The sequence below is a fragment of the Caballeronia sp. SL2Y3 genome, from assembly GCF_022879575.1.
GTDB lineage: Bacteria > Pseudomonadota > Gammaproteobacteria > Burkholderiales > Burkholderiaceae > Caballeronia.
Map to the genome: position 1 here is coordinate 2,009,637 of NZ_CP084260.1, position 25,387 is coordinate 2,035,023.

Sequence of the window (25,387 nt, forward strand, 5' to 3'; positions counted from 1 at the left end):
AAAGTACGGAGACACAGAACATGTCCAACACCATCAACGGCTGCGGTTCGGGCAATTGCGCGTGCAAGAGCGCGGCATCGGTGCAACGCCGCGATCCGTTCGACGAGACCGACTACGGCACGCCGCTGCGCCATGCCGACATCGACGTGACGCTCGACATCGACGGCCAGTCGGTCACGGTGCCCGCGGGCACGTCAGTGATGCGCGCCGCGATCGAAGCGGGCGTCAACGTGCCGAAGCTCTGCGCCACCGATTCGCTGGAACCGTGGGGCTCGTGCCGTCTGTGCCTCGTGGAGATCGAAGGCAAGCGCGGTTATCCGGCGTCCTGCACGACGCCCGTCGAAGCGGGCATGAAAGTGCGCACGCAAAGCGACAAGCTGCAATTGCTGCGGCGTAACGTGATGGAGCTTTACATCTCCGATCACCCGCTCGATTGCCTCACCTGCCCCGCCAACGGCGACTGCGAATTGCAGGACATGGCGGGCGTGGTCGGCCTGCGCGAAGTGCGCTACGGCTACGAAGGCGCGAACCATCTGAAGGACAAGAAGGACGAGTCGAATCCGTACTTCACCTACGATCCGTCGAAGTGCATCGTCTGCAATCGCTGCGTGCGCGCGTGCGAGGAAACGCAAGGCACGTTCGCGCTGACCATCGCCGGACGCGGTTTCGAATCGCGCGTGGCGGCAAGCGAGAACGTGCCGTTCATGGAATCGGAATGCGTGTCGTGCGGCGCGTGCGTCGCCGCGTGCCCGACCGCGACGCTGCAAGAGAAGAGCGTCATCATGCTCGGCCAGGCGGAGCATTCTGTCGTGACGACCTGCGCGTACTGCGGCGTCGGCTGTTCGCTCAAGGCGGAGATGAAGGGCAACACCGTCGTGCGCATGACGCCGAACAAGAACGGCCAGGCGAACGAAGGCCATGCGTGCGTCAAGGGCCGCTTCGCATGGGGCTATGCGACGCACAAGGACCGCATCACGAAGCCGATGATTCGCGCGAAGATCACCGATCCGTGGCGCGAAGTGTCGTGGGACGAAGCGATCAGCTATGCGGCGAGCGAATTCCGCCGCATTCAGGACAAGTACGGGCGCGATTCGATCGGCGGCATCACATCGTCGCGCTGCACGAACGAAGAGACGTATCTCGTGCAGAAGCTCGTGCGCGCCGCGTTCGGCAACAACAACGTCGATACCTGCGCGCGCGTCTGCCATTCGCCGACCGGCTACGGTCTGAAGACGACGCTCGGCGAATCCGCGGGCACGCAGACGTTCGCGTCCATCGAAAAGTCGGACGTGATCGTGGTGATGGGCGCGAACCCGACCGATGGCCATCCGGTCTTCGCCTCGCGCCTGAAGCGCCGCGTGCGCGAGGGCGCGACGCTGATCGTGATCGATCCGCGCCGCATCGATATCGTCGATACGCCGCACGTGAAGGCGTCGCACCATCTGGCGCTGCGGCCGGGAACGAACGTCGCGATGGTCAACGCGCTCGCGCATGTGATCGTCACCGAAGGCTTGCTCGACGAAGCATTCATTGCGCAACGCTGCGAGCCGCGCGCGTTCCAGCAATGGCGCGATTTCGTCGCGCTCGAAGAAAACTCGCCCGAGGCGACGGAAGCGGTCACGGGCGTCCCCGCGCAGCAAGTCCGCGAAGCCGCGCGTATCTACGCGACCGGCGGCAACGCGGCGATCTACTACGGGCTCGGCGTGACGGAGCACGCGCAAGGTTCGACCACCGTGATGGGCATCGCGAACCTCGCGATGGCGACGGCCAATGTCGGCCGCGAAGGCGTCGGCGTGAATCCGCTGCGCGGCCAGAACAACGTGCAGGGCTCGTGCGACATGGGCTCGTTCCCGCACGAGTTGCCGGGCTATCGCCATATCGGCGATGCCGCGACGCGCGCGCTCTTCGAAGAAGCGTGGAACGTGACGCTGCAACCGGAGCCCGGCCTGCGCATCCCGAACATGTTCGATGCCGCCACGCACGGCACGTTCATGGGGCTCTATTGCCAGGGCGAGGACATCGTTCAGTCGGATCCGAACACGCAGCATGTCGCGGGCGCCCTGTCGGCGATGGAATGCATCGTCGTGCAGGACATCTTCCTGAACGAGACCGCGAAGTACGCGCACGTGCTCTTGCCGGGCTCGACCTTCCTCGAAAAGGACGGCACTTTCACCAACGCCGAACGCCGCATCTCACGCGTGCGCAAGGTCATGCCGCCGCTCGCGGGCTACTCGGACTGGGAAGTGACGATCCTGCTTTCCCGCGCGCTCGGCTACGAGATGAACTACACGCATCCGTCCGAAATCATGGACGAGATCGCGCGCCTCACGCCGACCTTCCACGGCGTCTCGTACGAGAAGCTCGACGAGATGGGCAGCATCCAGTGGCCGTGCAACGAGAAGGCGCCCGACGGCACGCCGACGATGCATATCGACGAGTTCGTGCGCGGCAAGGGACGCTTCGTCATCACGAAGTTCGTGCCGACGCCGGAGAAGGTCACGCGCAAGTACCCGCTTCTGCTGACGACGGGGCGCATTCTGTCGCAGTACAACGTCGGCGCGCAGACGCGGCGCACCGAAAATTCGCGCTGGCACGACGAGGACCGCCTGGAGATTCACCCGCACGACGCCGAGGACCGCGGCATCAAGACGGGCGACTGGGTCGGCATCGAATCCCGCGCCGGGCAGACCGTGCTGCGCGCGAAGATCACCGACCGCATGCAGCCGGGCGTCGTCTATACGACGTTCCACTTCCCGGAATCGGGCGCGAACGTCATCACCACCGATTCGTCCGACTGGGCGACCAATTGCCCGGAGTACAAGGTCACGGCGGTGCAGGTGTTGCCGGTGGAGCAGCCGTCGCAATGGCAGAAGGACTACTCGCGCTTCAGCACGCAGCAGCTCGAACTGCTCAACATGCGCAGCCTCGCGACCACTTCAGGGAAATGACACATGGACGTGGATAATCTGATCGAGATGGCGAACCGCATCGGCGAGTTTTTCGATTCGATGCCGGATCATGCCGAAGCCGTCGATGGCGTGGCGGATCATATCCGCCGCTTCTGGGAACCGCGCATGCGCGTGGCGATTCTGACCGCGCTGGATAACCCGGAGGCAAGCGCCTCGATGGAGCCGATCCTGCGCGAGGCGCTCACGCTCCACAAGGCGGATCTGCAGCCGAAGGCGGCGACCGCCTGACACCGCGCTTCGAGATATTCGGGCTCTCTGTAGTGCCCATTGCGCCCCGGCAGTATCGGGGCGTTTTCTTTTGCCGCTCACCGCTCAGTCTTCGGCGTCCTCGCCCGCCGCGCGCTTGCCGCTTTCCGGACGTTCGGCGCCGAACCACGTTTCGCAGTGACGCAACAGCGCCTGCGTATCCGCCGGCACGCGCCCGCGCGCCGCGATATAGCCGTCCGGCCGCACGAGGTAGAACGCCGGGCGCGTGCGGCCGTACTGATCGGTGAGCGATTGCGCGTCGTCGCCGCTCGTATCCGTGATGCGCCAGATGCGCACCGCGTCCGAGAAAATCGCTTCGATTGACTGCACGAGGCCGTCCAGATTGCTGTCGCGCATCGCGTGGGCCGCAGTGAGGGTCGCGGGCGCGAGCGCGATGTCGTCCTCGCCCGTCGGATCGACGAGCAGAAAGAGCGAGAAGCAACCGGGATCGTGCAGATCGTACAGACAGCCGACGCCCGGCAGACGCCCGAGCGGGCCATCGACGACATGCACGCGCGCATCCGGCGCGCGTTCACCGGCGCGCGGTCCGCCATCCAGCACCCGTTCGAGCGTGAGCGGGCTCTTGCGATAGTTGATCGACAGTTCGCTTACCGTGCGGCGCATCGCGTCGCGCAGCGGGCCGATAGCCGCGAGCGCGGGCATCACGTGCTCGCGCATCAGCTTCATCGGGCCGTGTCCGGCTTCCGCCAATTGCGTGAGCATGCTCGTCTGACGCAGCACGTCGCGTTCAATCGGATGCCGCTCCGTGTAGTACGTGTCGAGCAGGCGGTCCGACGCGCCGCCCGCGAGCAGGCGCGCAATCTTCCAGCCGATGTTGAACGCTTCCTGAATGCCCGTGTTCATGCCCTGCGCGCCGGCGGGGCTGTGCACGTGCGCGGCATCGCCCGCGAGGAAGATGCGTTGCACGCGCAGGCGGTCCACCATGCGGCTGTTCACGCGGAAATACGACGACCACGCGAGGTCCCACAGCTTCACGCGATGATGCACGCGCCGCTCGACGAGCGCGCGGCATTCGTCGAGATCGGGACCGCTCTTCGGCGCGTCGGCGGGAGTTGGCTCGTGGGTCGCTTGCGTCGCGTGCGTCGCGAGATCGCCGATGAGACGGGCGCGGCCGCCGCCCATCGGAAAGAGCGCGGCCAGCCCTTCTTGTGACGCAAAGATGTGGAATTCGTCGTCGGGCCAGTCGTAATCGGCCTGAACGTCGGCGAGCAGGAACGTCTGGTCGAAGGTCTTGCCCTCGAAGCCGATATCGAGCCTGTGCCGTACGATGCTATGCGCGCCGTCCGCCGCGATCATGTACGACGGGCGCAGCGTTTCTTCGCGTCCGCCGGGATGCCGCAGCGTCGCCTGAATGCCCGCCGAGCCCTGCGTGAAATCGGTCAGCGCCACGCCGCGCTCGACCTTCACGCCCGACTCGGCAAGATGCTCGGCGAGCAGCCGCTCAGTCTCGCATTGCGGCAGAAAGAGCAGATACGGATAGCGCGTTTGCAGCGGATCGAAGTCGAGACGCGCGAGGCGCTGGCCGTTGGAATAGAGATTGGCGACGCGCGCCCGATGCCCGAGTTCGAGAAACGGCTCCACCGTGCGATGCTGCTCGAAGAGTTCGAGCGTGCGCGCCTGAATGCCGATGGCGCGCGAATACGGCGAAGGCTGCGGCGCCTGGTCGACGAGGCGCACGGGAACGTGGGCGCGCGAGAGGCTCATCGCGGCGGCGAGGCCCGTGGGTCCGGCGCCGACGATCAACACCGGCGCGACGTCGAGCATGTCGTTCGGATTCGGCTTGCGCGTGAACATGCACGGAATCTCCGGCAGGTTTTTAGCGGGTTTTTGTCTCCGGCTAGTGTACGCCGGGTTGCCTGCGGCGGTTCGCTCCGACAGTTCAGCGGTGTTGCAAGACGCACTCGGAAGCGCTGTCCGTGACGTCCACCTGCACGGTGGTGTGATGCATCGCGTGATCGCGCCGCAAGGTCGCGACGACGCCCTGCAAGAAGGCATCGCCCGGATGGCCCTGCGGCATGACGAGGTGCACGGTCAGCGCGTTCTCCGTGGTCGAGAGCGCCCAGACGTGCAGATCGTGCACGCCGCGCACGCCCGGCAGCCCCGACAGATAGCCGCGAATGCGCGCCGTGTCGACGCCGGGCGGCACCGCGGCGAGCGCGAGACGCATCGCGTCCCGGCCGAGGCCCCAGGTGCCGTACAAAATAACGGCCACCACGATGATGCTCATCACCGGGTCGAGCCAGTTCCATCCCGTGTAGAGGATGACGAGCCCGCTCACGGCGACGGCGGCGGAAATGGCGGCATCGGCGGCCATGTGCATGAACGCGCCGCGCACGTTCAGGTCTTCCTTGCTGCCGCGCATGAAGAGCCACGCGGAGAAGCCGTTCACGACGAGCCCGACCATCGCGACGATGAACACGTCCAGTCCCGCCACGGGCGCCGGGTTCAGGAGGCGCTGAACGGCTTCGAGGATGATCGCGCCGCACGCGAGCAAGAGCAGCGCGGCATTGGCGAGCGAAGCCAGAATCGACGAGCTGCCGAGCCCGAACGTGTAGCGCGCGCTCGGCCGGCGCGTGCCGAGCCATACCGCGCCCCACGCGAGCAGCAAACCGAGCACGTCGGAGAGATTGTGGCCGGCGTCGGCGAGCAGCGCGGTCGAATGCGCGAGCAGACCGTACACCGCCTGCACGACGACGATCAGCACGTTTAGCCCGACCGCGAGCGCGAACGTGCGCCCTTGCCCGGCCTGCGGCGCGTGATGGTGATGATGATGCCCGCCCGCCCCGTGGCTGTGGCCTTCGTGCGCGGCGTGATGGTCGTGCGCGTGGTGATCGTGGTGATCGTGGTGATCGTGTTCGTGATGCGTATGCGTGCTCATGAGCGTGACGGTGTTCGAGTCGGTGTCAGTTGATGTCGGTTGCGTCGGACTGCGGCTCGGCGACGTGTTCCAGCAGTTCCGCCAGCATGCCGCTGATGTGGCGGTCCGCGGCCACGTAGAACACCTGCTTGCCCTGCCGCTCCGCTCGCACGATCCGCGCCGCGCGCAACAAACGCAAATGGTGGCTCACGAGCGACCCCGACAGGCCGAGCGATTCGGCAATGGAGCCGACCGCGCGCTTCTGCTCGACGCACGCCAGCACGATGCGCAGGCGCGTCGGGTCGCCGAGCAGACGGAACAGGTCGGCGAGCGGAACGACGCGATCATCGGAAGTCGCGCCGCCGAGCGCGAATGGAGACGAGGCCAACGGAGTCATCAACATATGAATAGGTGTTCACATGTTAGTTACCATTGTCGCAACATGTCAACAGAAGAATCCGGAGCGGGCCTTTCCAGTGTGGGAAAATGCGGGGTTTGCAAAATTTCTTCGTCATGGACACCGTATTCGCCCGCGGCTTCGCGGCCCATCGTGACGGCCGCCTGACCGAAGCGGAACGCGACTATCAAGCCGCGCTCGCCGCCGAACCCTCCCACGTCGAAGCACTGCACTATCTCGGCGTGCTGCGTCATCAACAGGGACAGCACGAAGAAGCTGCGGCGCTCGTCGCGCGCGCCGTCGATCTGCGCCCGACGGACGCCGCCCTGCAGCTCAATCTCGGCAACGCGCTGAAGGCGCTCGGGCGTCTGGACGACGCTATCGAACGCTTTCGCAATGCGCTCACGCTCGCGCCCGGTTTCCCGCTCGCGCAGTACAACCTCGGCAACGCGTACACGGCGCTCGGTCGCCACGAAGACGCCGCCGATGCCTTCGAAAAGGCGCTGCGCGCGCAACCGAACGATCCGGCCGCGTGGAACAACTTCGGCAACGCGCTGGCGTCGCTGTCGCGCCACGAGGACGCCGCGCGCGCGTTTCGCCGCGCGCTCGCCCTGCGGCCGCGACACGCCGGCGCGCACAACAACCTCGGCATGGCGCTGAACGCGCTCGGCGATCCGCTCGGCGCGATCGCGCACTTTCGCGCGGCCATCGACGCCGAGCCGGACTACGTCGCCGCGCATTTCAATCTCGGCAATCTGCTGGATTCGCGCGGCCATCCCGAAGAAGCGCTGCCCTCGCTAGAGAAGACGGTGCGCCTGCAGCCGCGCTTCGCGCCGGGGCACTTCGGGCTCGGACACGCGCTCGCCAAGCTGAACCGTCACGACGAAGCCGTGCAGTGTTACGAGCGCGCCGTCGGCCTTGATCCGAAATACGCGGTCGCGTGGCTGTGTCTTGGCAATTCGCATCTCGCGCTCGCCGCGCACGCCGCCGCGATCCGCGCGTTCGATCAGGCGTTGCGGCTCGATGCCGAGATGCCCGCGGCGCATCTGAATCGCGGACTCGCGCTCCTTGCCACCGGCGACTACGAACGCGGCCTGCCCGAATACGAATGGCGCCTGAAGACGCCCGGCAGCGAAAACGCGCCGCCGCTGCCGCGCTGGCGGGGCGAACCGCTGCCCGGCCGCACGCTGCTCGTGCGCGCGGAGCAAGGCTTCGGCGACACGCTGCAGTTCGTGCGCTTCGCGGCGTATGCGGCAAAGCGCGTCGGCAAGCTGGTGCTGGAAGTGCAGCCCGCGCTCGTGCCGCTGCTGGCACCGGCCGCGCATGCGGCGCGCATCGAACTGAGAAGCCGCGCGGATGCTCCCCTCGCAACCGCCGACGCGTTCTGCCCGCTCCTGAGCCTGCCGCTCGCGCTCGGCGTCACGTCGCCGGACGCGCTTCCCGCGCGCACGCCGTATCTCGTCGTGCCCGCCGATTACCGCCGCAAATGGCGCGGCTCGCTGGGCGGTCAGGCGAAGCGCAAGATCGGCATCGCGTGGTCCGGGCGGTTGCAGCCCGGCGAGACGCGCTCGGCGCCCGTCGAGGCGCTCGCGCCGCTCTTCGCGCTGGAAGGCATCGACTGGATCGTGCTTCAGCCGTTTCTCACCGAAGATGAACGCGCGGTGCTGCTCGCGCATCCGCAGGCCAAGTCGATACATCGCTTCGAAGGAAGGCTCGAAAACTTCGCGGATACCGGCGCGATCGTCGACCGGCTCGACGCGGTCGTGAGCGTCGATACATCGGTCGCGCATCTGGCGGGCGCGCTCGGCAAACCGGTCTGGGTGATGCTGCCGTTCGCGGCCGACTGGCGCTGGGGCGTCGATGACGAGCGCAGCGCGTGGTATCCGAACGCGCGACTCGTGCGGCAGCGCGCGCCCGGCGACTGGCACGGCGTGGTCGCACAAGTCGCGGCCGCATTGCGCGGCTGATTTCCGTCGCGCCAGTAAAAAACGCCTCGCGTCACATGGACGCGAGGCGTTCTACGCAGAAGGTTCGCGACGAACTCAGGCGGTCTTGTACTGGTTGCGCGCCTCGGACGAGCGATACAGCACGAGCGTCGCGATCAGTCCGCACACGGCGGCGAGACCCATCCACAGGCCCGGCGCGGCCTTGTTGCCGGTCGCGTGGATCAGATACGTCGAGATGGCGGGCGTGAAGCCGCCGATGGTCGTCGCGAGGCTGTAGGCCATCGAGAAGCCGGTGGTGCGCACTTCGACCGGCATCACTTCGGTGAGCGCCACGACCATCGCGCCGTTATAGCTGCCGTACAGGAACGAGAGCCACAGTTCGACCATCAGAAGGCGCGCGAACGACGGGTCCGCGACCAGCCACTGCACCGCCGGATACGACGTGAGAATCGTCGCGATGGTGAAGAAGAGCAGCACCGGACGGCGGCCGATGCGGTCGGACAACGCGCCCATCACCGGCAGCCACACGAGGTTCGAGAGACCGACGCAAACCGTGACGACGAGCGCGTCGATGGCCGACAGCTTCAGCACTTCCTTGCCGAAGGTCGGCGTGTACGCGGTGATCATGTAGAACGACACCGTCGTCATGATGACCATGCCCATGCCGGCGATGACGATCGGCCAGTTCTGCAAGATCGAGCGCGCGATCTGGCCCATGTCCGGGCGATGCTTTCTCGCGAGGAACTCGTCCGTCTCACGCAGCGAGCGGCGGATGATGAAGAGGAACGGCACGATCAGGCAGCCGATCAGGAACGGCACGCGCCAGCCCCACGCGCCCATTTGCTCCGGCGGCAGCGCGCGGTTCATGATGACGCCGATGAGCGCCGCGAACACGACCGCCACCTGCTGGCTGCCGGACTGCCACGAGCAATAGAATCCCTTGTTGCCCTTGGTCGCGATTTCGGACAAATACACCGACACGCCGCCCAGTTCGACGCCCGCCGAGAAGCCTTGCAGCAGCCGCCCGCCGAGCACGACGATCGGCGCGAGCGCGCCGATGGTCGCGTAGCCCGGCACGAGCGCGACGCACGCGGTGCCGATCGCCATCAACGTGAGCGTGAGAATGAGGCCCTTGCGCCGGCCGTGATGGTCGATGTACGCGCCGAGCACGATGGCGCCGACCGGGCGCATCAAAAAGCCCGCGCCGAAGACGGACAATGCGAGCATGAGCGAAGCGAAATCGCTGCCGCTCGGGAAGTACGTCTTGGCGATGGCCGAGGCGTAATAGCCATAAACCATGAAGTCGTACATCTCAAGGAAGTTTCCGCTGACGACGCGAAAAACCGTCTTGAACTTCGATTCATTGGCGGGTGCAACGTGGGTCGTGGACATGAACTTTCTCGAATCTTGGCGAGCGCACGGCGCGAGGCCGCGAGTCCCGATTTCTTAGGGTTAACCCGTTACATTATTTGTAAGCGTGGGTCTAGTGGGATCTTAACGCCTGCACATGCGTTGCTGCACGAAGTTCGCGCAATTTCCGTCTACTATCATTAATTTAGCCTTACTGTTTGCCGACTATATGCCTACACCCACTCAATTGAGCCTGCGTGAAGCGGGCGTCGACGATACGGAGTTGATTGCATCGATGCATACGCGAAGCTGGGCGTCGTCGTATCGCGGCATGCTTCCGGACGCTTACCTCGACGAAGCGTTGCCTCTTGAACGAGCGGAACACTGGCAAACGCGCATGAAGGACATCGTGAGCGGCGCGGGGTGCGTGCTGATCGCCGAGTCGGGTGGCGAGCCTGCCGGCTTCGTATGCGTCGAAACGCCGGATGAAACCGGCAGCGCGCTGATCGACAATCTGCACGCGTTGCCGGCGTTTCGCGGCTGCGGCGTGGGCAGCGTCCTGCTCGATGCCGCCGCCGCGTGGGCGCGAGCGCGCGGCGCGCGTCAATTGCATCTGTCGGTGCTCGAAGCCAACACGGCGGCCATCGGCTTCTACGAATCGCGCGGCTGGACGCGCTCAGCACGCGAAGAGGACAAGCTGGGCGGCGTCGATGTCGTCTGTCTTCGTTACGTTCGCGCATTTGCCTGACGACTCGCAACCACAGCCACCTGCATTCGTCAATCAGCGGTCCTATAAAAATTCGTCTTTCGGAGTAATCCTGTCGCGTGGTGCGCGGGCGTTTCGTATGATCGCGGGTCAACTTCGGCTTTGCCGCAGGACGCGTCCGAAGCCCCGTCCATCGCCGGGCGCGACGCACTCCGGGCCTGGACGCGGCCCGGTCCCGCGTGCATGCCCCATGCTGCCCCATGCTTCTGGAATCTCCATGACCGAACCTCTGATCGCCATCGAAGGCAAGCTGGGCCTGCCGCCGCTGCGCCCCCTCGCCGATCCGTCGCTGACGTTCGGTCGCGAGTGGTCGCCCGCGCCTACGCGCCCCGTTCGCTCGGACTCCGAAGTTCCGATCAGCGCGGCGCGCTTCGAGACCGCTTACGTCGAAGCAGCGCGTCTGTCGGACGCGAGTTCGCCGTATCGCGCGGCGAGCCTGTGGGGCGTGTTCTCGGAGGACCAGATTCGCCGGAAGATGCTGCAGCTGATGCAGGCGGCCGAACCGTCGGCGGCGCATCGCAAGGAAACGCCAGCCGGCGCGGCGCCCATTCCGATCGCGGTCAGCGCGCCGGTCTCCGAGCAAAGCCGCGCAGGCGCTTCGCACAAGCCGCTTCGCACGGCCATCGCCATTGCGTGCGCCGCGTTGATCGCGTGGCTGCTCTTCGGCTACCAGCACCGTCCGGCAAGCGACGAACCGGCGGCCCTCTCATCGGCGGCTCCGGTTCAATCGACGCCGCCCGCAATGGTCGAAACGACGCGCATCGTCGCGCACGCGGCTTCAGGCGTCGAAGCCAAAGTCGTTGCCGCGGAACCGGCGCCGGCGAGCGCGGTTCAGGCGGCATCGCACGTGGATAACAGCGCCGCGCCACCGGTCGCGACCCATGTCGGCGTCCGCCACGCGGGCATGAAGTGGCGCAGCGTCGCGCGCACCGCTTCGACGTCGCCGGTCAAGGCGTCGCGCCGGCAAGCGCACACGCGCGTGGCGGCGTCGGCGGCGTCGGCGGCGCAGGGCAAGCGTGCATCCCACATTGCGACGGCGCACGGCAGACAGACCATTGCGCGAGCCGGCGAGCCGCGCCACAACGCATCCGCCAGCGCGACGAACGTGACGAACGCGATGAACGTCGAGGCGCTCTACGCCGTGCTTCAGCACTCGCCGACGCTCGACAGCAACGCCGTGTCGCGAGCGGACCACCGTTCGGCCGACGCGCCCTCGAACTAGCCAGGACGGCCCGCGCCGCCCGCCAACCTTATCGGCATCACGCCAACATGAAGCACTCACGTTTTATCCGTACCGCGACGCTCGCTGTCGCTCTGTCCGTCCTCGGCGCATTCGCCAGCGCATTCGCCGCGCCCGTCGCAAACGCCGCGCAAGCGTCGCTCGCGCAACTGCCCGCCGAGGACTTGTCGAACGTGAAAGCGGACGGCTCCGCGCCCACCGCCGGCAACCTGGCCGAATTGCAGGAGCTCGTGCAGGCGGGCAGCGTCACGGAACTGCGCGCCACGCGTAACGCGAGCTACGGCGCGAAGCTCTACTTTCTGCCGAAGGACATGGTCTATTACGTCGCGCTTCAGCAGGAAACGCAGTTGTGGCGCGTGGTCAAGACACAAGACGCCAGCCGCGCCGAAGCGCTCTACGCGCAGTTCGCGCGCAAGAGCTACGAACTCGCGGACGGCGAAATTCGCCGCGCGCAGTTGCAGGCGCAGACGGCGCTGCTCGAACGCGTGATCGCGGTGTCGTCGAACCGGGCGAGCCGCTTGTCCGCGGATCTCGCGCTCGCGCAGCAGCAGGATTCGCAGGTGTCGGAGCGTCAGCAGAAGCTGCAAGCGGAATCCGCCGCATTGCAAACCGACAAGCTCGAAGCGGAACGCAAGCTGCGCGCGCTGCAGCAGCAAGTCGAGCAGCTTCAGCGCGCGACCGAGGCAGGTCTGACGTCCGCGCCACCGACCCCGCTGCGCTGATCGCAAGCAAAAAAGCACAAGGCCCGCTCGATGCAGCGGGCCTTGTGCTTTTGCACGGAAGAACCCGCGCGCCTAGAACCGCGTTTCGCGCGCCACGCGCAGGAACGTATCGAGAAGCGGCGTGCAATCGAGCAGTTCGTCGCCGCCCGCGCGATGAAACTCCGGGTGCCACTGCACGCCCACCACGAACGGCGCCTTGCGATAACGCACCGCCTCGATGATCCCGTCCGACGACGACACCGCCTCGATGTTCAGATCGCGGCCCAGCGTCCGCACGGCCTGATGGTGGATCGAATTGACGATTGCTTCGCGCTGGTTCGGGAACATGTTGACGAGCGACGAGCCGTCCGGAAACCGGATGGAGTGACGATGCTGGTCGTAATGCTCGTTGACGTGGATGCCGGCAGTCGGGACGTCGGTAGCGATGTCGCCGTACAGCGTCCCGCCGAACGCCACGTTGATCAGCTGACAGCCACGGCACACGCCGAGCACCGGCTTGCCCGATTCGACGAACTCGTGCAGCAGTTCCAGTTCGTACATGTCGCGCACGCGGTCGCCGGGCCATTCCGGGCGCGTGGTCACTTCCTCGTACGACTGCGGCGAGACGTCCGCGCCGCCTTGCAGCAGCAAGCCGTCGAGATGTTTCGCGTAGTCACGCAGGCGAATATTGCTCGGATGCAGCATGCCCTGATGACCGACCGTCGGAATCATGAACACCAGCACGTCGCGCGACATGACCCAGTGCGCGATGGATTCCTCGAGATACTGCAACGTCTTGCCGCGCAAGCCCTTCGCGCCCGGCTCCGGATGAAAGATGCGTGCCGAGACGCCGATGCGCAGCGTGCGTTGCGTGATGCGCTGCCCGGCGCGGTCGAAGATCTGCCGCGCCCGCGCCGCGACGATGCGGCCGAACACCGACCACGCCGAATCGGACGTCTTCAGATAGGCGGGCTGGGCCGCCGTCGTCTCGGCGGCGGACTGCGGCGGAATGGGCGGCGGATTGAACTTGCCGAAATCCGGCGCGGCGGTGAATTCCGGGGGCAGGCCGGTGGCGGGCCGCGAGAGCGCGGCTTCGGCCTGGACTTCCGCCTCGGCCTCTAATGCAGCCTCGGCTTGCAGCACGGCTTCGGCCTGCGTGCTTTGCGCCTCGGCTTCGGTCGCGGCTTCGAGGTTCTGCGCGAGGCTCGTCTTGGCATCGACACGTTCGGCGCGTGCCGGACTTGCCGCAGTCGCCGGACTTGCGGGACTTGCCGCGCGAACCGCGGCTTCCTGCGCGGCGGTGGCGCTCGCAACATGGGCGCGCGCATCGCGGGCGGTTTGCTGCGCCTCTTCGCGCCGCGCCGCGTTGCGGTCCACGGGCTCGACGGTGGACGCGCTCGAAGGCGTATCCGTCGATGCCCGCGCGCTCGCCTGCGCGGCGGCGGATGCGTCCGCGCCCCGCGACGCCGCCGTGTTGGAAATGTCGTTGTTGCCGGTGATGCCCGAGTCGTTCGACGTGTTCTTTTCGCTCATCCCGATGTCAGGCGCACAAAAGCGCCACTAGGAGAATGGAGAGGCTTCGATTATCCGCCCATCGAACGCGGTGAAGCAAACCAGCACACATTTGCTCACATTATCGCGAGCGATGTCACGCGCTCAGTGAGCGTGCTCAGTGATCGCGCGGTTCCTGCAGCGTCTCGCGCAACGCGATCTGCAGGGTCGCGTGGATCTTCACGCACCAGCGCCACAAGACGGTCAAAAGGAGCGCCACGCACAGCAGCACGCCGAGCATCAGGCCGAACGGCGGGAGGATGCCGCCCGACAGCGCCGCGACGAGCAGAAAGACGCCGAACATCGCGACAATCGGAATCAGGCCCGAGACGGCCGAGCGGATGGCGTGCGTGAAGCGCCCGGCTTTGGCCGGCTGCACGCTCACTTCCGCGAGCAGCAGCGCGAGCGATTCCAGCTTGCGATACACCGCGACCAGAAACGGCAGCGCAATGACGAGCGCGGCGCTCCACAGCACCACGCGCTGCGCGTTGTCCGTTTCGAGCCAGCGCGCGAGATGGCTCGACGCAAACGGCGCCGCATACGATGCACCAAGAAAGATCGCCGCGACGAGCGCCAGATTCACGGCGATCTGCAGCACGATACGCCTCGTCATCGCGACGAGCGTCGCGCCCTCGGCGGCCGGCGCGAGGCTCGCGAGCCATTGCGAATAGGCGCCGAACGTGTGCGCGAGCGGCGCGGGCATCGCGCGCGCGAGGCGCAGCGTGAGCGGATCGGCGGCGCGCATCAGATACGGCGTGGAGAGCGTCGTCAGCGCGGAGACGGCCACCGCGATCGGATAGAGAAAGCTGCTCGTCACTTTCAGCGACAGCCCGAGCGACGCGATGATGAACGAGAACTCGCCGATCTGCGCGACGCTCATGCCGACGCGCATCGCGGTGCGTCCGTCCTTGCCCGCGAGAAAGCTGCCGAGCCCGCACGACACGATCTTGCCGAGCACCACCGCCACCGTGATGACGCCGATCGGCCACGCGTAATCGACCAGCACCGACGGATTCAGCAGGAGCCCGATGGTCACGAAGAAGATCGCGGAGAACATGTCGCGCACCGGCGCGATCAGATGCTCGATGCGCGCGAGGTGCTTCGATTCGGCCATGATCGCGCCGATCAGGAACGCGCCGAGCGCGATCGAATAATCGAGCTTGACGACCAGCAGACAGAAGCCGAAGCAGAAGCCCAGCACCGTGACGAGCAGCACCTCGTCGCTTTTTGAACGCGCCACGTAATCGAGCGCGCGCGGCACGACCACGATGCCGACCACGAGCGACACCGTCATGAAGAGCAGCAGCTTGCCGAGCGTCACGGCTGCCACGCCTGCGCTCACCGAACCCGTCTGGGCGATGCCCGACAGCAGCACGAGCATCGCGATGGCGAGAATGTCCTCGACGATCAGAATGCCGAACACGAGTTGCGCGAAGCCCTCGCTTTTCAGCCCGAGTTCCGAGAGCGCCTTCACGATGATCGTGGTCGAAGAGATGGCGAGCATCGCGCCGAGAAAGAGCGAATCCATCGCGCTCCAGCCGAACCAGCGGCCGATTTCGTAGCCGATCCAGATCATCAGCACGATCTCGGACAGCGCCGCGACGAACGCCGTCGCGCCGACGCGAAAGAGCTTGCGCAGGCTGAATTCGAGCCCGAGCGAAAACATCAGGAACACGACGCCCAGTTCGCCGAGCGTCTGAATGGTGGCTTCGTCGTTGATGAGTTGGAACGGCGGCGTGTACGGCCCGATGATGACGCCCGCCACGATGTAGCCCAGCACGACCGGCTGCCGCAGGCGATGAAACAGCACCGTCACGACGCCCGCGATCGCCATGATGACGGCGAGATCCTGAATGAAGCCGATCGCGTGGTGCATCGACTGATCCTTACAAGAAGATTATAGGCAGTCGATGTTACAGCAGGCGATGCGCCGCCGTCGAAAACGAACGCCCGCTACGGTGAGCGGGCGTGGCAGGCGAGATGCGTGGGACGATCAGACCGCCGCTTCGTTCTCCTCGCCGGTGCGGATGCGGATCACGCGCTCGACGTCCGCCACGAAGATCTTGCCGTCGCCGATCTTGCCAGTGCGCGCCGCGCCGATGATCGCGTCGATGACCTGATCGGTCTGATCGTTCGCGACGACGACTTCGATCTTCACCTTCGGCAGGAAGTCCACCACGTACTCCGCACCACGATAGAGCTCGGTGTGCCCTTTTTGGCGTCCGAAGCCCTTGACTTCCGTGACCGTCAAGCCCGTCAGCCCGACTTCGGCGAGCGCCTCGCGAACTTCGTCGAGCTTGAACGGTTTGATGATGGCGGTGATGCGTTTCATGGCGGACCTCGCTTCGGAAAACAGACGGTTCAGGGAAAGGGTCGTCGCTCGCGCGACCGATGCCTTCGATTCTAGCCGCCTTTCATCGAGTCATCGGCCTGGTTAACCGCGATAACCGCCCTTGCGCTCACTCGCTCTCCGGCACGCGTTCGAGATCGTTGAGCCAGACCGTTGCCTGCGAATCGCTCGGCGCGCGCCAGTCGCCGCGCGGCGAAAGCGAGCCGCCCGAGCCCACCTTCGGTGCATTCGGTATGCACGAACGCTTGAACTGGCTCGTGCGGAAGAACCGGTCGAGAAAAATGCGCAGGTTCTTGCGAATGTCCGCGAGCCCGTACTGATTGCGCGCGACGTTCCGACCTTCCGGCCACGCGCCCGCCTCGCGGTCGCGCCATGCCGTGAACGCGAGGAACGCGACCTTCGACGGCGCGAAGCCGAAGCGGACCGTGTAGTACAGGTTGAAGTCCTGCAACTCGTACGGCCCGATCACGCTCTCCGTCTTCTGTTCGAGCGCGCCGCTCGCCTTGCCCGGGATGAGCTCGGGGCTGATGTCCGTGGCGAGGACGTTCTCCAGCACGTCGCTGCCCGCATCGCCGATCTGGCCCGACTCCGCGACCCACCGCACCAGATGCGTGATGAGCGTCTTCGGCACGCTCGCGTTGACGTTGTAGTGCGACATGTGATCGCCCACGCCGTACGTGCACCATCCGAGCGCAAGCTCGCTCAGATCGCCCGTTCCGACGACGATCGCGTTATGGAAATTTGCGAGCCTGAAAAGATGGCTCGTGCGCTCGCCGGCCTGCACGTTCTCGTACGTGATGTCGTATTGCTGATTGTCCTCGCTATGCGGATGGCCGATATCGGCGAGCATCTGCGTGCAGCTCGGGCGGATGTCGATCTCTTCCGCCGTGCAGCCGATCACTTCCATCAACTCGCGCGCCTGCCTGAGCGTGCGCTCGCTCGTCGCGAAGCCCGGCATCGTGTAGGCGAGGATGTTCGAGCGCGGCAGGCCGAGGCGGTCCATCGCTTTCGCGCACACGAGCAGCGCATGCGTCGAGTCGAGTCCGCCGGACACACCGATGACGACCTTCGAAATGCCCGACGAGCGCAGCCGTTGCAGCAGCGCCTGCACCTGGATGTTGTAGACCTCGTTGCATCGCGCGTCGCGGCGGGCGGCATCCGCCGGCACGTACGGGAAACGCTGCACGCGGCGTTCGAGCGGCAAGGTGCCGTCCACGGGCGCCGGCAAATCGAATTCGACCACGCGGAACTGCGCGACTTCGTCGGCGTGCCGCTGCGTCGATCGGCCGAACGTGGTTTGCCGCATGCGTTCGCGCGAGAGGCGTTCGAGATCCACATCGGCAAAGATGATGTGCGACTCGCCCGCGAATCGCTCCGATTCCGCGAGCATCTCGCCGTTCTCATAGATCAGGCCCTGCCCGTCCCATGCGAGATCCGTGGTCGATTCGCCCTCGCCCGCCGATGTGTAGAGATACGCGGCGATACAGCGCGCGGACTGCTGGCCGACCAGCTGATGCCGATACGCCGACTTGCCCACGACGATATTCGACGCCGACAGATTGACGAGCACCGTCGCGCCCGCGAGCGCCGCGAACGACGACGGCGGAATGGGCACCCACACGTCCTCGCAAATCTCGACGTGAAAGCGGAAAAGCGGCAAGTTCTTGATCTGAAACAGCAGCGACGCGCCGAAGGGCGCTTCCTGCCCGCACAGCGAGACGGTATGCGTGGTCGCGGCATCGGCGGGACTGAACTGCCGCGCTTCGTAGAACTCGCCGTAGTTCGGCAGATAGCTCTTCGGCACGACGCCGCGAATGACGCCATCCGCGATCACGACCGCGCAGTTGAAGAGCTTGTGCTCGATGAGCAGCGGCATGCCGACGATCATCGCGACCTTGAGCGACTTCGATGCATCGACGATGCTTTGCAGCGCGTCTTTGCAGGCGTCGAGCAAGGCGCGCTGATGAAAGAGATCGTCGCAGCTATAAGCGGACAATCCCAGTTCGGGAAACGCGACGAGCACCGCGCCGCGCGCCGCCGCCTGCTCTGCAAGTTCGATGGTCCCCGCCGCGTTGAACGCGGGATCGGCGACCTTGCAGTTCGGAATGGCGACCGCGACGCGCGCGAAGTCGTGGCTATACAGATTGAAGAAGTTCTTGCTCATGGTCGTCGTTACCTTCGGCGCGTGGAGCGTTGTTTGGACGTGGGAAGAGCCGCAACGATTATCGCAGTTCTAGCCCTTCTTTCTGAACGGCGTGTGCGCTTCGAGCTCTTCGATGTGCTGATCCATCGCTTCGGTTTCGGCATCGAGAAACTCGGCGATGGCTTCGCGGAACCGCTCGTCCGCGATCCAGTGCGCGGACCACGTCGGCGTCGGCAGAAGCCCGCGCGACATCTTGTGCACGCCCTGCGCGCCGCCTTCGAAGCGCGCGAGCCGATGCTCGATGCAATACGCGATGCCCTGCATGTAGCACGTCTCGAAGTGCAGCCCCGAGATGAACTCGCGCGTGCCCCAGTAGCGGCCATACATGACGTCGCCGCCGATCATATCGAGCGCGCATGCGAGCCGCTGGCCGTCCGCTTCGGCGATCACGAGCAGCATGCTTTCAGGCGCATCCGCATGAATCCGGCCGAAGAATTCGCGCGACAGATACGGCGCGTTCCAGTGCTCGCGGTACGTGTTCTCGTAGCAGTCATAGAAGAAGTCGAGCGCGCGCTCGTCGATTTGCGCGCCGCGCAGCCACGTGTACGTGACGCCCGCCTCCATCACGCGGCGGCGATCCTGCTTGACCTTCTTGCGCTTGTCGTGGCTCATCGTCGCGAGGAATGCGTCGAAGCTCGCATAACCGTCGCCGGGCAGATTCTCCCAGTGGAACTGCACGCCCTCGCGCAGCATGTAGCCAGCGTCCGTGAGCGCCTCGATGTCCTGCGCGTGCGGAAACAAAACGTGCAGCGACGAGATGTCGAGCCGGCGCGTCAGCTCGATTGCGCCGCGCGCCAGCAGCACGCGGTCCTCGTGCTCGGCGGCAATGAGCCGCGGCCCGGTCACCGGCGAAAACGGCACCGCCGACAGCGCCTTCGGGTAATAGCGCAGGCCGTGCCGCTCGAACGCGTCGGCCCACGCGTGATCGAACACGTATTCGCCGCGCGAATGCGACTTCAGATAAAGCGGCATCGCGCCTGCAAACTGCCCGCCGCGCTCCAGAATCAGATGATGCGCGCGCCAGCCGGTGCGCTTGACCGCGCATTGCGTCTCTTGCAACGCGGACAAGAAGCCGTGCCGCACGAACGGATTGTCGCCGGCGAGCCGGTTCCAGTCGTCGGCCGGAATGTCGTCGAGCGAATCGACCACATGAATTTCGATCTCGCGATTCAAACAGGCACCCTCGCAGAATGGACCGATGGGCGCTCGCGCGCCCGAAAGCGGCTATTCTCGCGCAACTCGCGCGAAGGCGTCGGCGTGCTCGCGCGGCTGCATCGGCGATAATGCGCGGCATCGAAGTCTGCGAGCCGTAAAACACGCGATGCCGTGGTTTCTCTATCTGATCGAATGCGACGACGGTAGTCTCTACACCGGCATCGCGACGGATGTCGAAGCGCGCTTCACCGCGCACGCGACCGGCAAGGGCGCGCGCTATACGCGGGCGAAGAAACCGCTGCGCGTGGTCGCGTCGTTCGAGGTGGCGGGAAGATCGGAGGCATCGCGCGCCGAGTACTGGGTCAAACGCCTGCCGGTGCAGCAGAAGCGCGCGTTGATCGCGGGCGAACGCACGCTGGACTCGGTGCTGCCGCGCGCGGAAACCGGCTGATGGAATCACGACCGCGCATCAAAACAAAACGCCGCGCGCCCGGCGAGCGGACGGCGGCGTCTGATCACAACGCGGGAAAGTTCCGCGCTTACTTCTTGTAATTCGCGATGCCTTCCGTGATTTCCTTGTGCGCGGCGTCGATGCCCGCCCAGCCTTCCACCTTCACCCACTTGCCCTTTTCGAGCGCCTTGTACTGCTCGAAGAAGTGCTTGATCTGATCCTTCAGGAATTCGGGCACGTCGTCCACGGACTTGAGGTTCGCCGTCATCGGGCAGACCTTGTCGTGCGGCACGGCGATGAGCTTGGCGTCCACGCCCGATTCGTCGGTCATCTGCAGCATGCCGAGCGCGCGCGCGCGCACGACCGAACCCGCGAGCAGCGGATACGGCGTGATGACGAGCACGTCGACCGGATCGCCGTCGCCCGACAGCGTCTGCGGAATGAAGCCGTAGTTGGCCGGATAGCGCATGCCGGTGCCGATGAAACGATCGACGACGAGCAGGCCCATGTCCTTGTCCGCTTCGTATTTGACCGGATCGCTTTGCGCGGGAATTTCGATGATGACGTTGAAATCCTGCGGGAGATCACGGCCGGGAGGTACGTTATTGAAGCTCATGAGCACTCTCTGGAGAAGTTGAGTTCGGAAACCGGGAATTGCGTGCGGCGCGTTCGGACGCGTCACGAATGGAACGCGGGCGCTGCCAGGTGAGACACTCAGGCATTATAGCCAAAGGCGCCCGGCGGCCCGGGTGCGTGATAATCGATTCGACCACAGTGAGCGAACGAACCGACAAGGAGACGCGCATGGAGGAAGCGAAGCATTTCATCGGCAACCGATGGATCGCCGCATCGGGCGGAGAGACGATTCCCGTGGTCGATCCATCCGACGGGCAAGTGTTCGCGGAGCTTGCGCGCGGCACGAGCGCGGACATCGACCGCGCCGTGAGCGCGGCGCGCGCGGCATACGACGGCGTCTGGGGCGCGACGAGCGCAGCCGAGCGCGGCCGCATTCTCGCGCGGCTCTCGATGCTGATTGCCGCGTGCCACGAGGAAATCGCGCAGATCGAGGCGCGCGACACCGGCAAGCCGCTCAAGCAGGCGCGCGCCGATGCCACCGGCATCGCGCGCTATTTCGAGTTCTACGCGGGCGCCGCCGACAAGCTGCACGGCGAGACGCTGCCGTATCAGTCCGGCTTCACGGTGCTGACCATCCGCGAGCCGCATGGCGTGACCGGGCACATCGTGCCGTGGAACTATCCGCTGCAGATCTTCGGGCGCAGCGTCGGCGCGGCGCTCGCCACCGGCAACGCGTGCGTCGTGAAGCCTGCCGAGGACGCGTGCCTCTCGCTGTTGCGCGTCGCCGAACTCGCCGCCGAAGCGGGCCTGCCCGATGGCGCGCTCAACATCGTCACCGGCTACGGCCACGAAGCCGGCGCGGCGCTCGCGCGTCATCCGGGCATCGATCACATTTCGTTCACGGGCTCCCCCGCGACGGGCGCGGCGGTCACCAAGATGGCCGCCGACAACCACGTACCCGTCACGCTGGAGCTGGGCGGCAAGTCGCCGCAGATCGTTTTCGCCGATGCGGACTTCGACGCCGCCCTGCCCGTGCTCGTCGCGGCCATCGTGCAGAACGCGGGACAGACGTGCTCGGCGGGCAGCCGCGTGCTGATCGAACGCGCGGCTTACGAGCCGCTCATCGACCGGTTATCAACGGCGTTCGCTGCGCTGAAGGTCGGACCGAGCGCGCTCGATCTGGACTGCGGCCCGCTCATCAGCGCGAAGCAGCAGCAGCGCGTGTGGGACTTTCTCTCCGATGCGCAGCACGACGGCATCGCGATGGCCGCGCATGGCGAAGTCGTCGCCGATGCGCCCGAAGCGGGCTTCTATCAGGCGCCGACGCTTTTGCGCGACGTGCCGCCGACGCATCGCCTGGCGCGCGAGGAAGTGTTCGGCCCGGTGCTCGCCGCGATGCCCTTCGACGACGAAGCCGACGCGCTCAGGCTCGCGAACGGCACGGACTACGGCCTCGTCGCGGCCATCTGGACACGCGACGGCGCGCGGCAGATGCGTCTTGCGCGCCGCGTGCGCTCGGGACAAGTGTTCATTAACAACTATGGCGCGGGCGGCGGCATCGAATTGCCGTTCGGCGGCGTCAAGCATTCGGGACACGGACGCGAGAAAGGCTTCGAGGCGCTGTATGGCTTCACGACGCTCAAGACTATTGCCATCAAACACGGATAAAAGGAGACGACATGCGACTGCAAGGCAAAACGGTGATCGTGACGGGCGCGGGCTCGGGTTTCGGCGAAGGCATTGCGAAGACGTTCGCACGCGAAGGCGCGAACGTGGTGGTCAACGATCTGAACGGCCCGGCGGCCGAACGCGTGGCGAGCGAGATCGCGCTCGGGTCGTCGTCATCGGCGACGCATGGACGCGCGATCGCGGTCACGGGCGACGTCACGAAGCGCGCGGACTGGCAGGCGCTTTTCGATGCCGCGATTCAGGACTTCGGCAGCGTGCAGGTGGTCGTGAACAACGCGGGCACGACGCACCGTAACAAGCCGGTGCTGGATGTCACCGAGGCCGAGTTCGACCGCGTGTATGCGGTGAACGTGAAGAGCATCTACTGGAGCGTCGAGCAGTTCGTGCCGTACTTTCGCGAGCAAGGCGGCGGTGCGTTCATCAACATTGCATCGACGGCGGGCGTGCGGCCGCGTCCCGGCCTCGTCTGGTACAACGGCAGCAAGGCAGCGGTGATCGTCGCGAGCAAGGCGCTGGCGGTGGAACTGGGCCCGGACCGCATTCGCGTGAATTGCATCAATCCGGTGATGGGCGAGACCGGGTTGCTGTCCGAATTCATGGGCATGGAGGATACGCCCGCGAATCGCCAGAAGTTTCTCGCGACGATTCCGCTCGGGCGCTTGTCGACGCCGCAGGATATTGCGAATGCGGCGCTTTATCTGGCTTCGGATGATGCGGAGTTTATTACGGGGGTGGCGCTGGAGGTGGATGGGGGGAGGTGTGTTTGAGGGTTGGGGGGGGTGCAGGGTGCCGGGCTTGCATCGCACGCTGCGCGGCAGCGGTGTGAGCCTGCGCAAGCGCCCTGCTAGTGCGAGTGCGTGGGCTCCGTAGCCAGCAAGTGGAACTGGGCACCATCGAACGTATAGTAATAGGTCCCATGCTCACGGCTTTCGTTACGACTCCCTCGAACGATCACAAGGCAGCTATTCGCGCGATATTCCAGTGGCTCTGTCACATCAACCGGCCAGTCAGACACGGTAAACGGCAGAGACGTGCCCCGTCCTGAGGACTTGTCGATGACCGCCGCCATGACACAAGCAGAGCCGCAGCCCCACTCCGCAATCACATAACGCTCGCGAGTTCCTGCCATTTACTTTGTTTTCCTAACTATGTAGCGATGCCACCATAACATAAAACTCACGGTGCTGAGGTCACGATGTCGCTACTTTTGTTGACGCCAATCGCCTATGCGTCCGAGCCGGTGGGTGCCGTGATAGCGACAAAGAGGCGGCCGACCACAACTGCAGGGTTAAGGACTTGAGCGCTCCCGTCGCCACGACACAAAGAGCAAGACGAGCGCTCCGAAAAAAATGCGCAGGAAAAAACACCGCCGCACCGGAACAATGCAAGCCCCATCCCGCATGCACCAATTAGGGTCCGCAGCCGATCCATGCCCACCAGACCAGCGCACCACCATCCCCCGCAAACCCCCGCCAGCCTTGAGTCAAGCCCCCATTGGCATACCCCTTGCAATTCCTTCCCCGCCGGTCAGCCGTCAACCACGCCAAGCGACCCGCCTCATCTCTGCTCCACCCGGGGCAACACAAACATATCGGCAAGGGGAACACATCAATGAAACGACGCAGTCTGCTGAAGCTCGGTTCCATGTCGGGCGCGCTCGCCCTCGCAGGCCAGCTTCCCATCTCCAGGGCGCAAGCCGCCGATACCGGCCCGATCAAGGTCGGCGTGCTGCATTCGCTCTCCGGCACCATGGCGATCTCCGAGACATCGCTCAAGGACACCGCGCTCATGACCATCGCCGATATCAACAAGAACGGCGGCGTGATGGGCCGGCAGCTCGAAGCCGTCGTCGTCGATCCCGCTTCCAACTGGCCGCTCTTCGCCGAGAAGGCGCGTCAGCTTCTCACGCAGGACAAGGTCGCCTGCGTGTTCGGCTGCTGGACGTCCGTGTCGCGCAAGTCCGTGCTGCCCGTGTTCGAGGAACTCAACGGCTTGCTCTTCTATCCCGTGCAGTACGAAGGCGAAGAGATGTCGCGCAACGTGTTCTACACCGGCGCCGCGCCGAACCAGCAGGCCATTCCCGCTGTCGAGTATCTGATGGGACCGGAAGGCGGCAGCGCCAAGCGCTTCTTCCTGCTCGGCACCGACTACGTGTACCCGCGCACGACCAACAAGATCCTGCGCGCCTTCCTCCATTCGAAAGGAGTCAAGGATGCAGATATTCAGGAGGTCTACACACCGTTCGGACATAGCGACTATCAGACCATCGTCGCGAACATCAAGACCTTCTCGCAAGGGGGAAAGACCACGGTCGTCTCGACGATCAACGGGGATTCGAACGTTCCGTTCTACAAGGAACTCGGCAATCAAGGGCTGAAAGCGACGGACGTGCCGGTGGTCGCATTCTCCGTCGGCGAAGAAGAACTGCGCGGCATCGACACGAAGCCGCTCGTCGGCCATCTCGCCGCATGGAACTACTTCATGTCGGTCAAGAACCCGAACAACAAGAAGTTCGAGACACAGTTCGCCGAATGGGTGAAGACGCAGAACCTGCCGGGCGGCGACAAGCGCGTGACGAACGATCCGATGGAAGCGACCTTCGTCGGCATTCACATGTGGAAGCAGGCCGTCGAGAAAGCGAAAAGCACGGACGTGGACAAGGTGCGCACCGCCATGATCGGCCAGAGCTTCGCCGCGCCTTCGGGCTTCACGCTCACGATGGACGGCAACCATCATCTGCACAAGCCGGTGATGATCGGCGAGATTCGCGGCGACGGTCAGTTCAATGTCGTATGGAAAACGAAGACCGCGATTCGCGCGCAGCCGTGGAGCCCCTATATCGCGGGCAATCAGGGTAAGCCGGATGTCGTCAGCTCGATTCCGTCGTTCTTGCGGCGCTCGCGCGTAGCCTAACGCAAG

At 65.3% G+C, this 25,387-nt stretch carries 20 protein-coding genes; 10 read left to right on the forward strand and 10 right to left on the reverse strand.

Features of this window, described 5'->3' with window-relative positions:
- Positions 1-20 precede the first annotated feature (20 nt).
- A complete protein-coding gene (gene fdhF, locus LDZ26_RS09505; RefSeq protein WP_244846996.1) occupies positions 21-2,948 on the forward strand; it encodes a formate dehydrogenase subunit alpha in 2,928 nt (975 codons plus the stop codon).
- A gap of 3 nt (positions 2,949-2,951) precedes the next feature.
- Entirely contained in the window at positions 2,952-3,197 is a 246-nt protein-coding gene (locus LDZ26_RS09510; protein ID WP_244846997.1) for a formate dehydrogenase subunit delta, read from the forward strand.
- Positions 3,198-3,281: 84 nt separating this feature from the next.
- Here the strand turns inward: LDZ26_RS09510 and LDZ26_RS09515 are convergent, their stop codons facing one another.
- From LDZ26_RS09515 to LDZ26_RS09525, 3 genes are all read right to left on the reverse strand, one after another.
- A complete protein-coding gene (locus LDZ26_RS09515) occupies positions 3,282-5,030 on the reverse strand; it encodes an FAD-dependent monooxygenase (RefSeq protein WP_244846998.1) in 1,749 nt (582 codons plus the stop codon).
- Between the two features lie 85 nt (positions 5,031-5,115).
- Positions 5,116-6,114 (reverse strand): cation diffusion facilitator family transporter, encoded by a 999-nt coding sequence (locus tag LDZ26_RS09520; RefSeq protein ID WP_244846999.1) that lies wholly within the window; start codon positions 6,112-6,114, stop codon positions 5,116-5,118.
- Positions 6,115-6,139: 25 nt separating this feature from the next.
- Positions 6,140-6,490, reverse strand: a complete 351-nt coding sequence (locus LDZ26_RS09525; RefSeq protein ID WP_244847000.1) for a helix-turn-helix transcriptional regulator — start codon at positions 6,488-6,490, stop codon at positions 6,140-6,142.
- A 116-nt stretch (positions 6,491-6,606) separates the two neighbouring features.
- Between LDZ26_RS09525 and LDZ26_RS09530 the strand changes: the two genes are divergently transcribed.
- A complete protein-coding gene (locus tag LDZ26_RS09530) occupies positions 6,607-8,457 on the forward strand; it encodes a tetratricopeptide repeat protein (RefSeq protein WP_244847001.1) in 1,851 nt (616 codons plus the stop codon).
- A 75-nt stretch (positions 8,458-8,532) separates the two neighbouring features.
- Here LDZ26_RS09530 and LDZ26_RS09535 read toward each other — a convergent pair whose 3' ends face one another.
- Positions 8,533-9,828 carry an MFS transporter gene (locus LDZ26_RS09535; RefSeq protein ID WP_244847002.1) on the reverse strand — a complete coding sequence of 432 codons (1,296 nt, stop codon included), beginning with the start codon at positions 9,826-9,828 and terminating at the stop codon, positions 8,533-8,535.
- Positions 9,829-10,015: 187 nt separating this feature from the next.
- On the opposite strand from LDZ26_RS09535, the gene LDZ26_RS09540 reads away from it, so the two are divergent.
- The 3 genes from LDZ26_RS09540 (at position 10,016) to LDZ26_RS09550 (ending at position 12,514) form a co-directional block, all read left to right on the forward strand.
- Entirely contained in the window at positions 10,016-10,534 is a 519-nt protein-coding gene (locus LDZ26_RS09540) for a GNAT family N-acetyltransferase (RefSeq protein ID WP_244847004.1), read from the forward strand.
- A 235-nt stretch (positions 10,535-10,769) separates the two neighbouring features.
- The gene (locus tag LDZ26_RS09545; protein WP_244847006.1) at positions 10,770-11,774 is read left to right on the forward strand and encodes a hypothetical protein; all 1,005 of its coding nucleotides are present in this window, start codon (positions 10,770-10,772) and stop codon (positions 11,772-11,774) included.
- Positions 11,775-11,821: 47 nt separating this feature from the next.
- Complete coding sequence (locus tag LDZ26_RS09550; RefSeq protein ID WP_244847007.1) at positions 11,822-12,514, forward strand: DUF2968 domain-containing protein; 693 nt, start codon at positions 11,822-11,824, stop codon at positions 12,512-12,514.
- Between the two features lie 72 nt (positions 12,515-12,586).
- Here LDZ26_RS09550 and LDZ26_RS09555 read toward each other — a convergent pair whose 3' ends face one another.
- The 5 genes from LDZ26_RS09555 to LDZ26_RS09575 form a co-directional block, all read right to left on the reverse strand.
- Positions 12,587-14,026 (reverse strand): gamma-glutamyl-gamma-aminobutyrate hydrolase family protein, encoded by a 1,440-nt coding sequence (locus LDZ26_RS09555; protein WP_244847008.1) that lies wholly within the window; start codon positions 14,024-14,026, stop codon positions 12,587-12,589.
- A gap of 136 nt (positions 14,027-14,162) precedes the next feature.
- On the reverse strand, positions 14,163-15,920 hold the full coding sequence (locus LDZ26_RS09560; RefSeq protein ID WP_244847010.1) for a cation:proton antiporter: 1,758 nt from the start codon (positions 15,918-15,920) through the stop codon (positions 14,163-14,165).
- A 117-nt stretch (positions 15,921-16,037) separates the two neighbouring features.
- Positions 16,038-16,376: a P-II family nitrogen regulator gene (gene glnK / locus LDZ26_RS09565; RefSeq protein ID WP_008342452.1), complete on the reverse strand. Its 339-nt coding sequence runs from the start codon at positions 16,374-16,376 to the stop codon at positions 16,038-16,040.
- Between the two features lie 127 nt (positions 16,377-16,503).
- The gene (locus LDZ26_RS09570; protein ID WP_244847011.1) at positions 16,504-18,558 is read right to left on the reverse strand and encodes an NAD(+) synthase; all 2,055 of its coding nucleotides are present in this window, start codon (positions 18,556-18,558) and stop codon (positions 16,504-16,506) included.
- A gap of 69 nt (positions 18,559-18,627) precedes the next feature.
- A complete protein-coding gene (locus LDZ26_RS09575; RefSeq protein WP_244847012.1) occupies positions 18,628-19,770 on the reverse strand; it encodes a GNAT family N-acetyltransferase in 1,143 nt (380 codons plus the stop codon).
- A gap of 148 nt (positions 19,771-19,918) precedes the next feature.
- Here LDZ26_RS09575 and LDZ26_RS09580 point away from each other — a divergent pair, with 148 nt between their 5' ends.
- On the forward strand, positions 19,919-20,203 hold the full coding sequence (locus tag LDZ26_RS09580) for a GIY-YIG nuclease family protein (RefSeq protein ID WP_244847013.1): 285 nt from the start codon (positions 19,919-19,921) through the stop codon (positions 20,201-20,203).
- An 88-nt stretch (positions 20,204-20,291) separates the two neighbouring features.
- On the opposite strand, the gene ppa is transcribed toward LDZ26_RS09580, so the two are convergent.
- The gene (gene ppa, locus LDZ26_RS09585) at positions 20,292-20,819 is read right to left on the reverse strand and encodes an inorganic diphosphatase (RefSeq protein WP_175944678.1); all 528 of its coding nucleotides are present in this window, start codon (positions 20,817-20,819) and stop codon (positions 20,292-20,294) included.
- A 188-nt stretch (positions 20,820-21,007) separates the two neighbouring features.
- Between ppa and LDZ26_RS09590 the strand changes: the two genes are divergently transcribed.
- The 3 genes from LDZ26_RS09590 to urtA all read left to right on the forward strand — a co-directional run bounded on the left by LDZ26_RS09590 (position 21,008) and on the right by urtA (position 25,381).
- The gene (locus LDZ26_RS09590) at positions 21,008-22,447 is read left to right on the forward strand and encodes an aldehyde dehydrogenase family protein (RefSeq protein ID WP_244849141.1); all 1,440 of its coding nucleotides are present in this window, start codon (positions 21,008-21,010) and stop codon (positions 22,445-22,447) included.
- An 11-nt stretch (positions 22,448-22,458) separates the two neighbouring features.
- A complete protein-coding gene (locus LDZ26_RS09595) occupies positions 22,459-23,235 on the forward strand; it encodes an SDR family oxidoreductase (RefSeq protein WP_244847014.1) in 777 nt (258 codons plus the stop codon).
- 844 nt (positions 23,236-24,079) lie between these two features.
- Entirely contained in the window at positions 24,080-25,381 is a 1,302-nt protein-coding gene (urtA, locus tag LDZ26_RS09600; protein ID WP_244847016.1) for an urea ABC transporter substrate-binding protein, read from the forward strand.
- Positions 25,382-25,387 lie beyond the last annotated feature (6 nt).

Bases quoted from the DNA above. Each gene is read 5' to 3' on its own strand.
- LDZ26_RS09545 (WP_244847006.1), top strand. From the start codon at position 10,770: ATGACCGAACCTCTGATCGCCATCGAAGGCAAGCTGGGCCTGCCGCCG.
- ppa (WP_175944678.1), bottom strand. From the start codon at position 20,819: ATGAGCTTCAATAACGTACCTCCCGGCCGTGATCTCCCGCAGGATTTC.
- LDZ26_RS09560 (WP_244847010.1), bottom strand. From the start codon at position 15,920: ATGCACCACGCGATCGGCTTCATTCAGGATCTCGCCGTCATCATGGCG.
- LDZ26_RS09540 (WP_244847004.1), top strand. From the start codon at position 10,016: ATGCCTACACCCACTCAATTGAGCCTGCGTGAAGCGGGCGTCGACGAT.
- LDZ26_RS09580 (WP_244847013.1), top strand. From the start codon at position 19,919: ATGCCGTGGTTTCTCTATCTGATCGAATGCGACGACGGTAGTCTCTAC.
- LDZ26_RS09535 (WP_244847002.1), bottom strand. From the start codon at position 9,828: ATGTCCACGACCCACGTTGCACCCGCCAATGAATCGAAGTTCAAGACG.
- LDZ26_RS09595 (WP_244847014.1), top strand. From the start codon at position 22,459: ATGCGACTGCAAGGCAAAACGGTGATCGTGACGGGCGCGGGCTCGGGT.
- LDZ26_RS09590 (WP_244849141.1), top strand. From the start codon at position 21,008: ATGGAGGAAGCGAAGCATTTCATCGGCAACCGATGGATCGCCGCATCG.
- glnK (WP_008342452.1), bottom strand. From the start codon at position 16,376: ATGAAACGCATCACCGCCATCATCAAACCGTTCAAGCTCGACGAAGTT.
- LDZ26_RS09530 (WP_244847001.1), top strand. From the start codon at position 6,607: ATGGACACCGTATTCGCCCGCGGCTTCGCGGCCCATCGTGACGGCCGC.
- LDZ26_RS09555 (WP_244847008.1), bottom strand. From the start codon at position 14,026: ATGAGCGAAAAGAACACGTCGAACGACTCGGGCATCACCGGCAACAAC.
- LDZ26_RS09550 (WP_244847007.1), top strand. From the start codon at position 11,822: ATGAAGCACTCACGTTTTATCCGTACCGCGACGCTCGCTGTCGCTCTG.
- LDZ26_RS09570 (WP_244847011.1), bottom strand. From the start codon at position 18,558: ATGAGCAAGAACTTCTTCAATCTGTATAGCCACGACTTCGCGCGCGTC.
- LDZ26_RS09525 (WP_244847000.1), bottom strand. From the start codon at position 6,490: ATGACTCCGTTGGCCTCGTCTCCATTCGCGCTCGGCGGCGCGACTTCC.
- LDZ26_RS09515 (WP_244846998.1), bottom strand. From the start codon at position 5,030: ATGTTCACGCGCAAGCCGAATCCGAACGACATGCTCGACGTCGCGCCG.
- fdhF (WP_244846996.1), top strand. From the start codon at position 21: ATGTCCAACACCATCAACGGCTGCGGTTCGGGCAATTGCGCGTGCAAG.
- LDZ26_RS09510 (WP_244846997.1), top strand. From the start codon at position 2,952: ATGGACGTGGATAATCTGATCGAGATGGCGAACCGCATCGGCGAGTTT.
- LDZ26_RS09520 (WP_244846999.1), bottom strand. From the start codon at position 6,114: ATGAGCACGCATACGCATCACGAACACGATCACCACGATCACCACGAT.
- urtA (WP_244847016.1), top strand. From the start codon at position 24,080: ATGAAACGACGCAGTCTGCTGAAGCTCGGTTCCATGTCGGGCGCGCTC.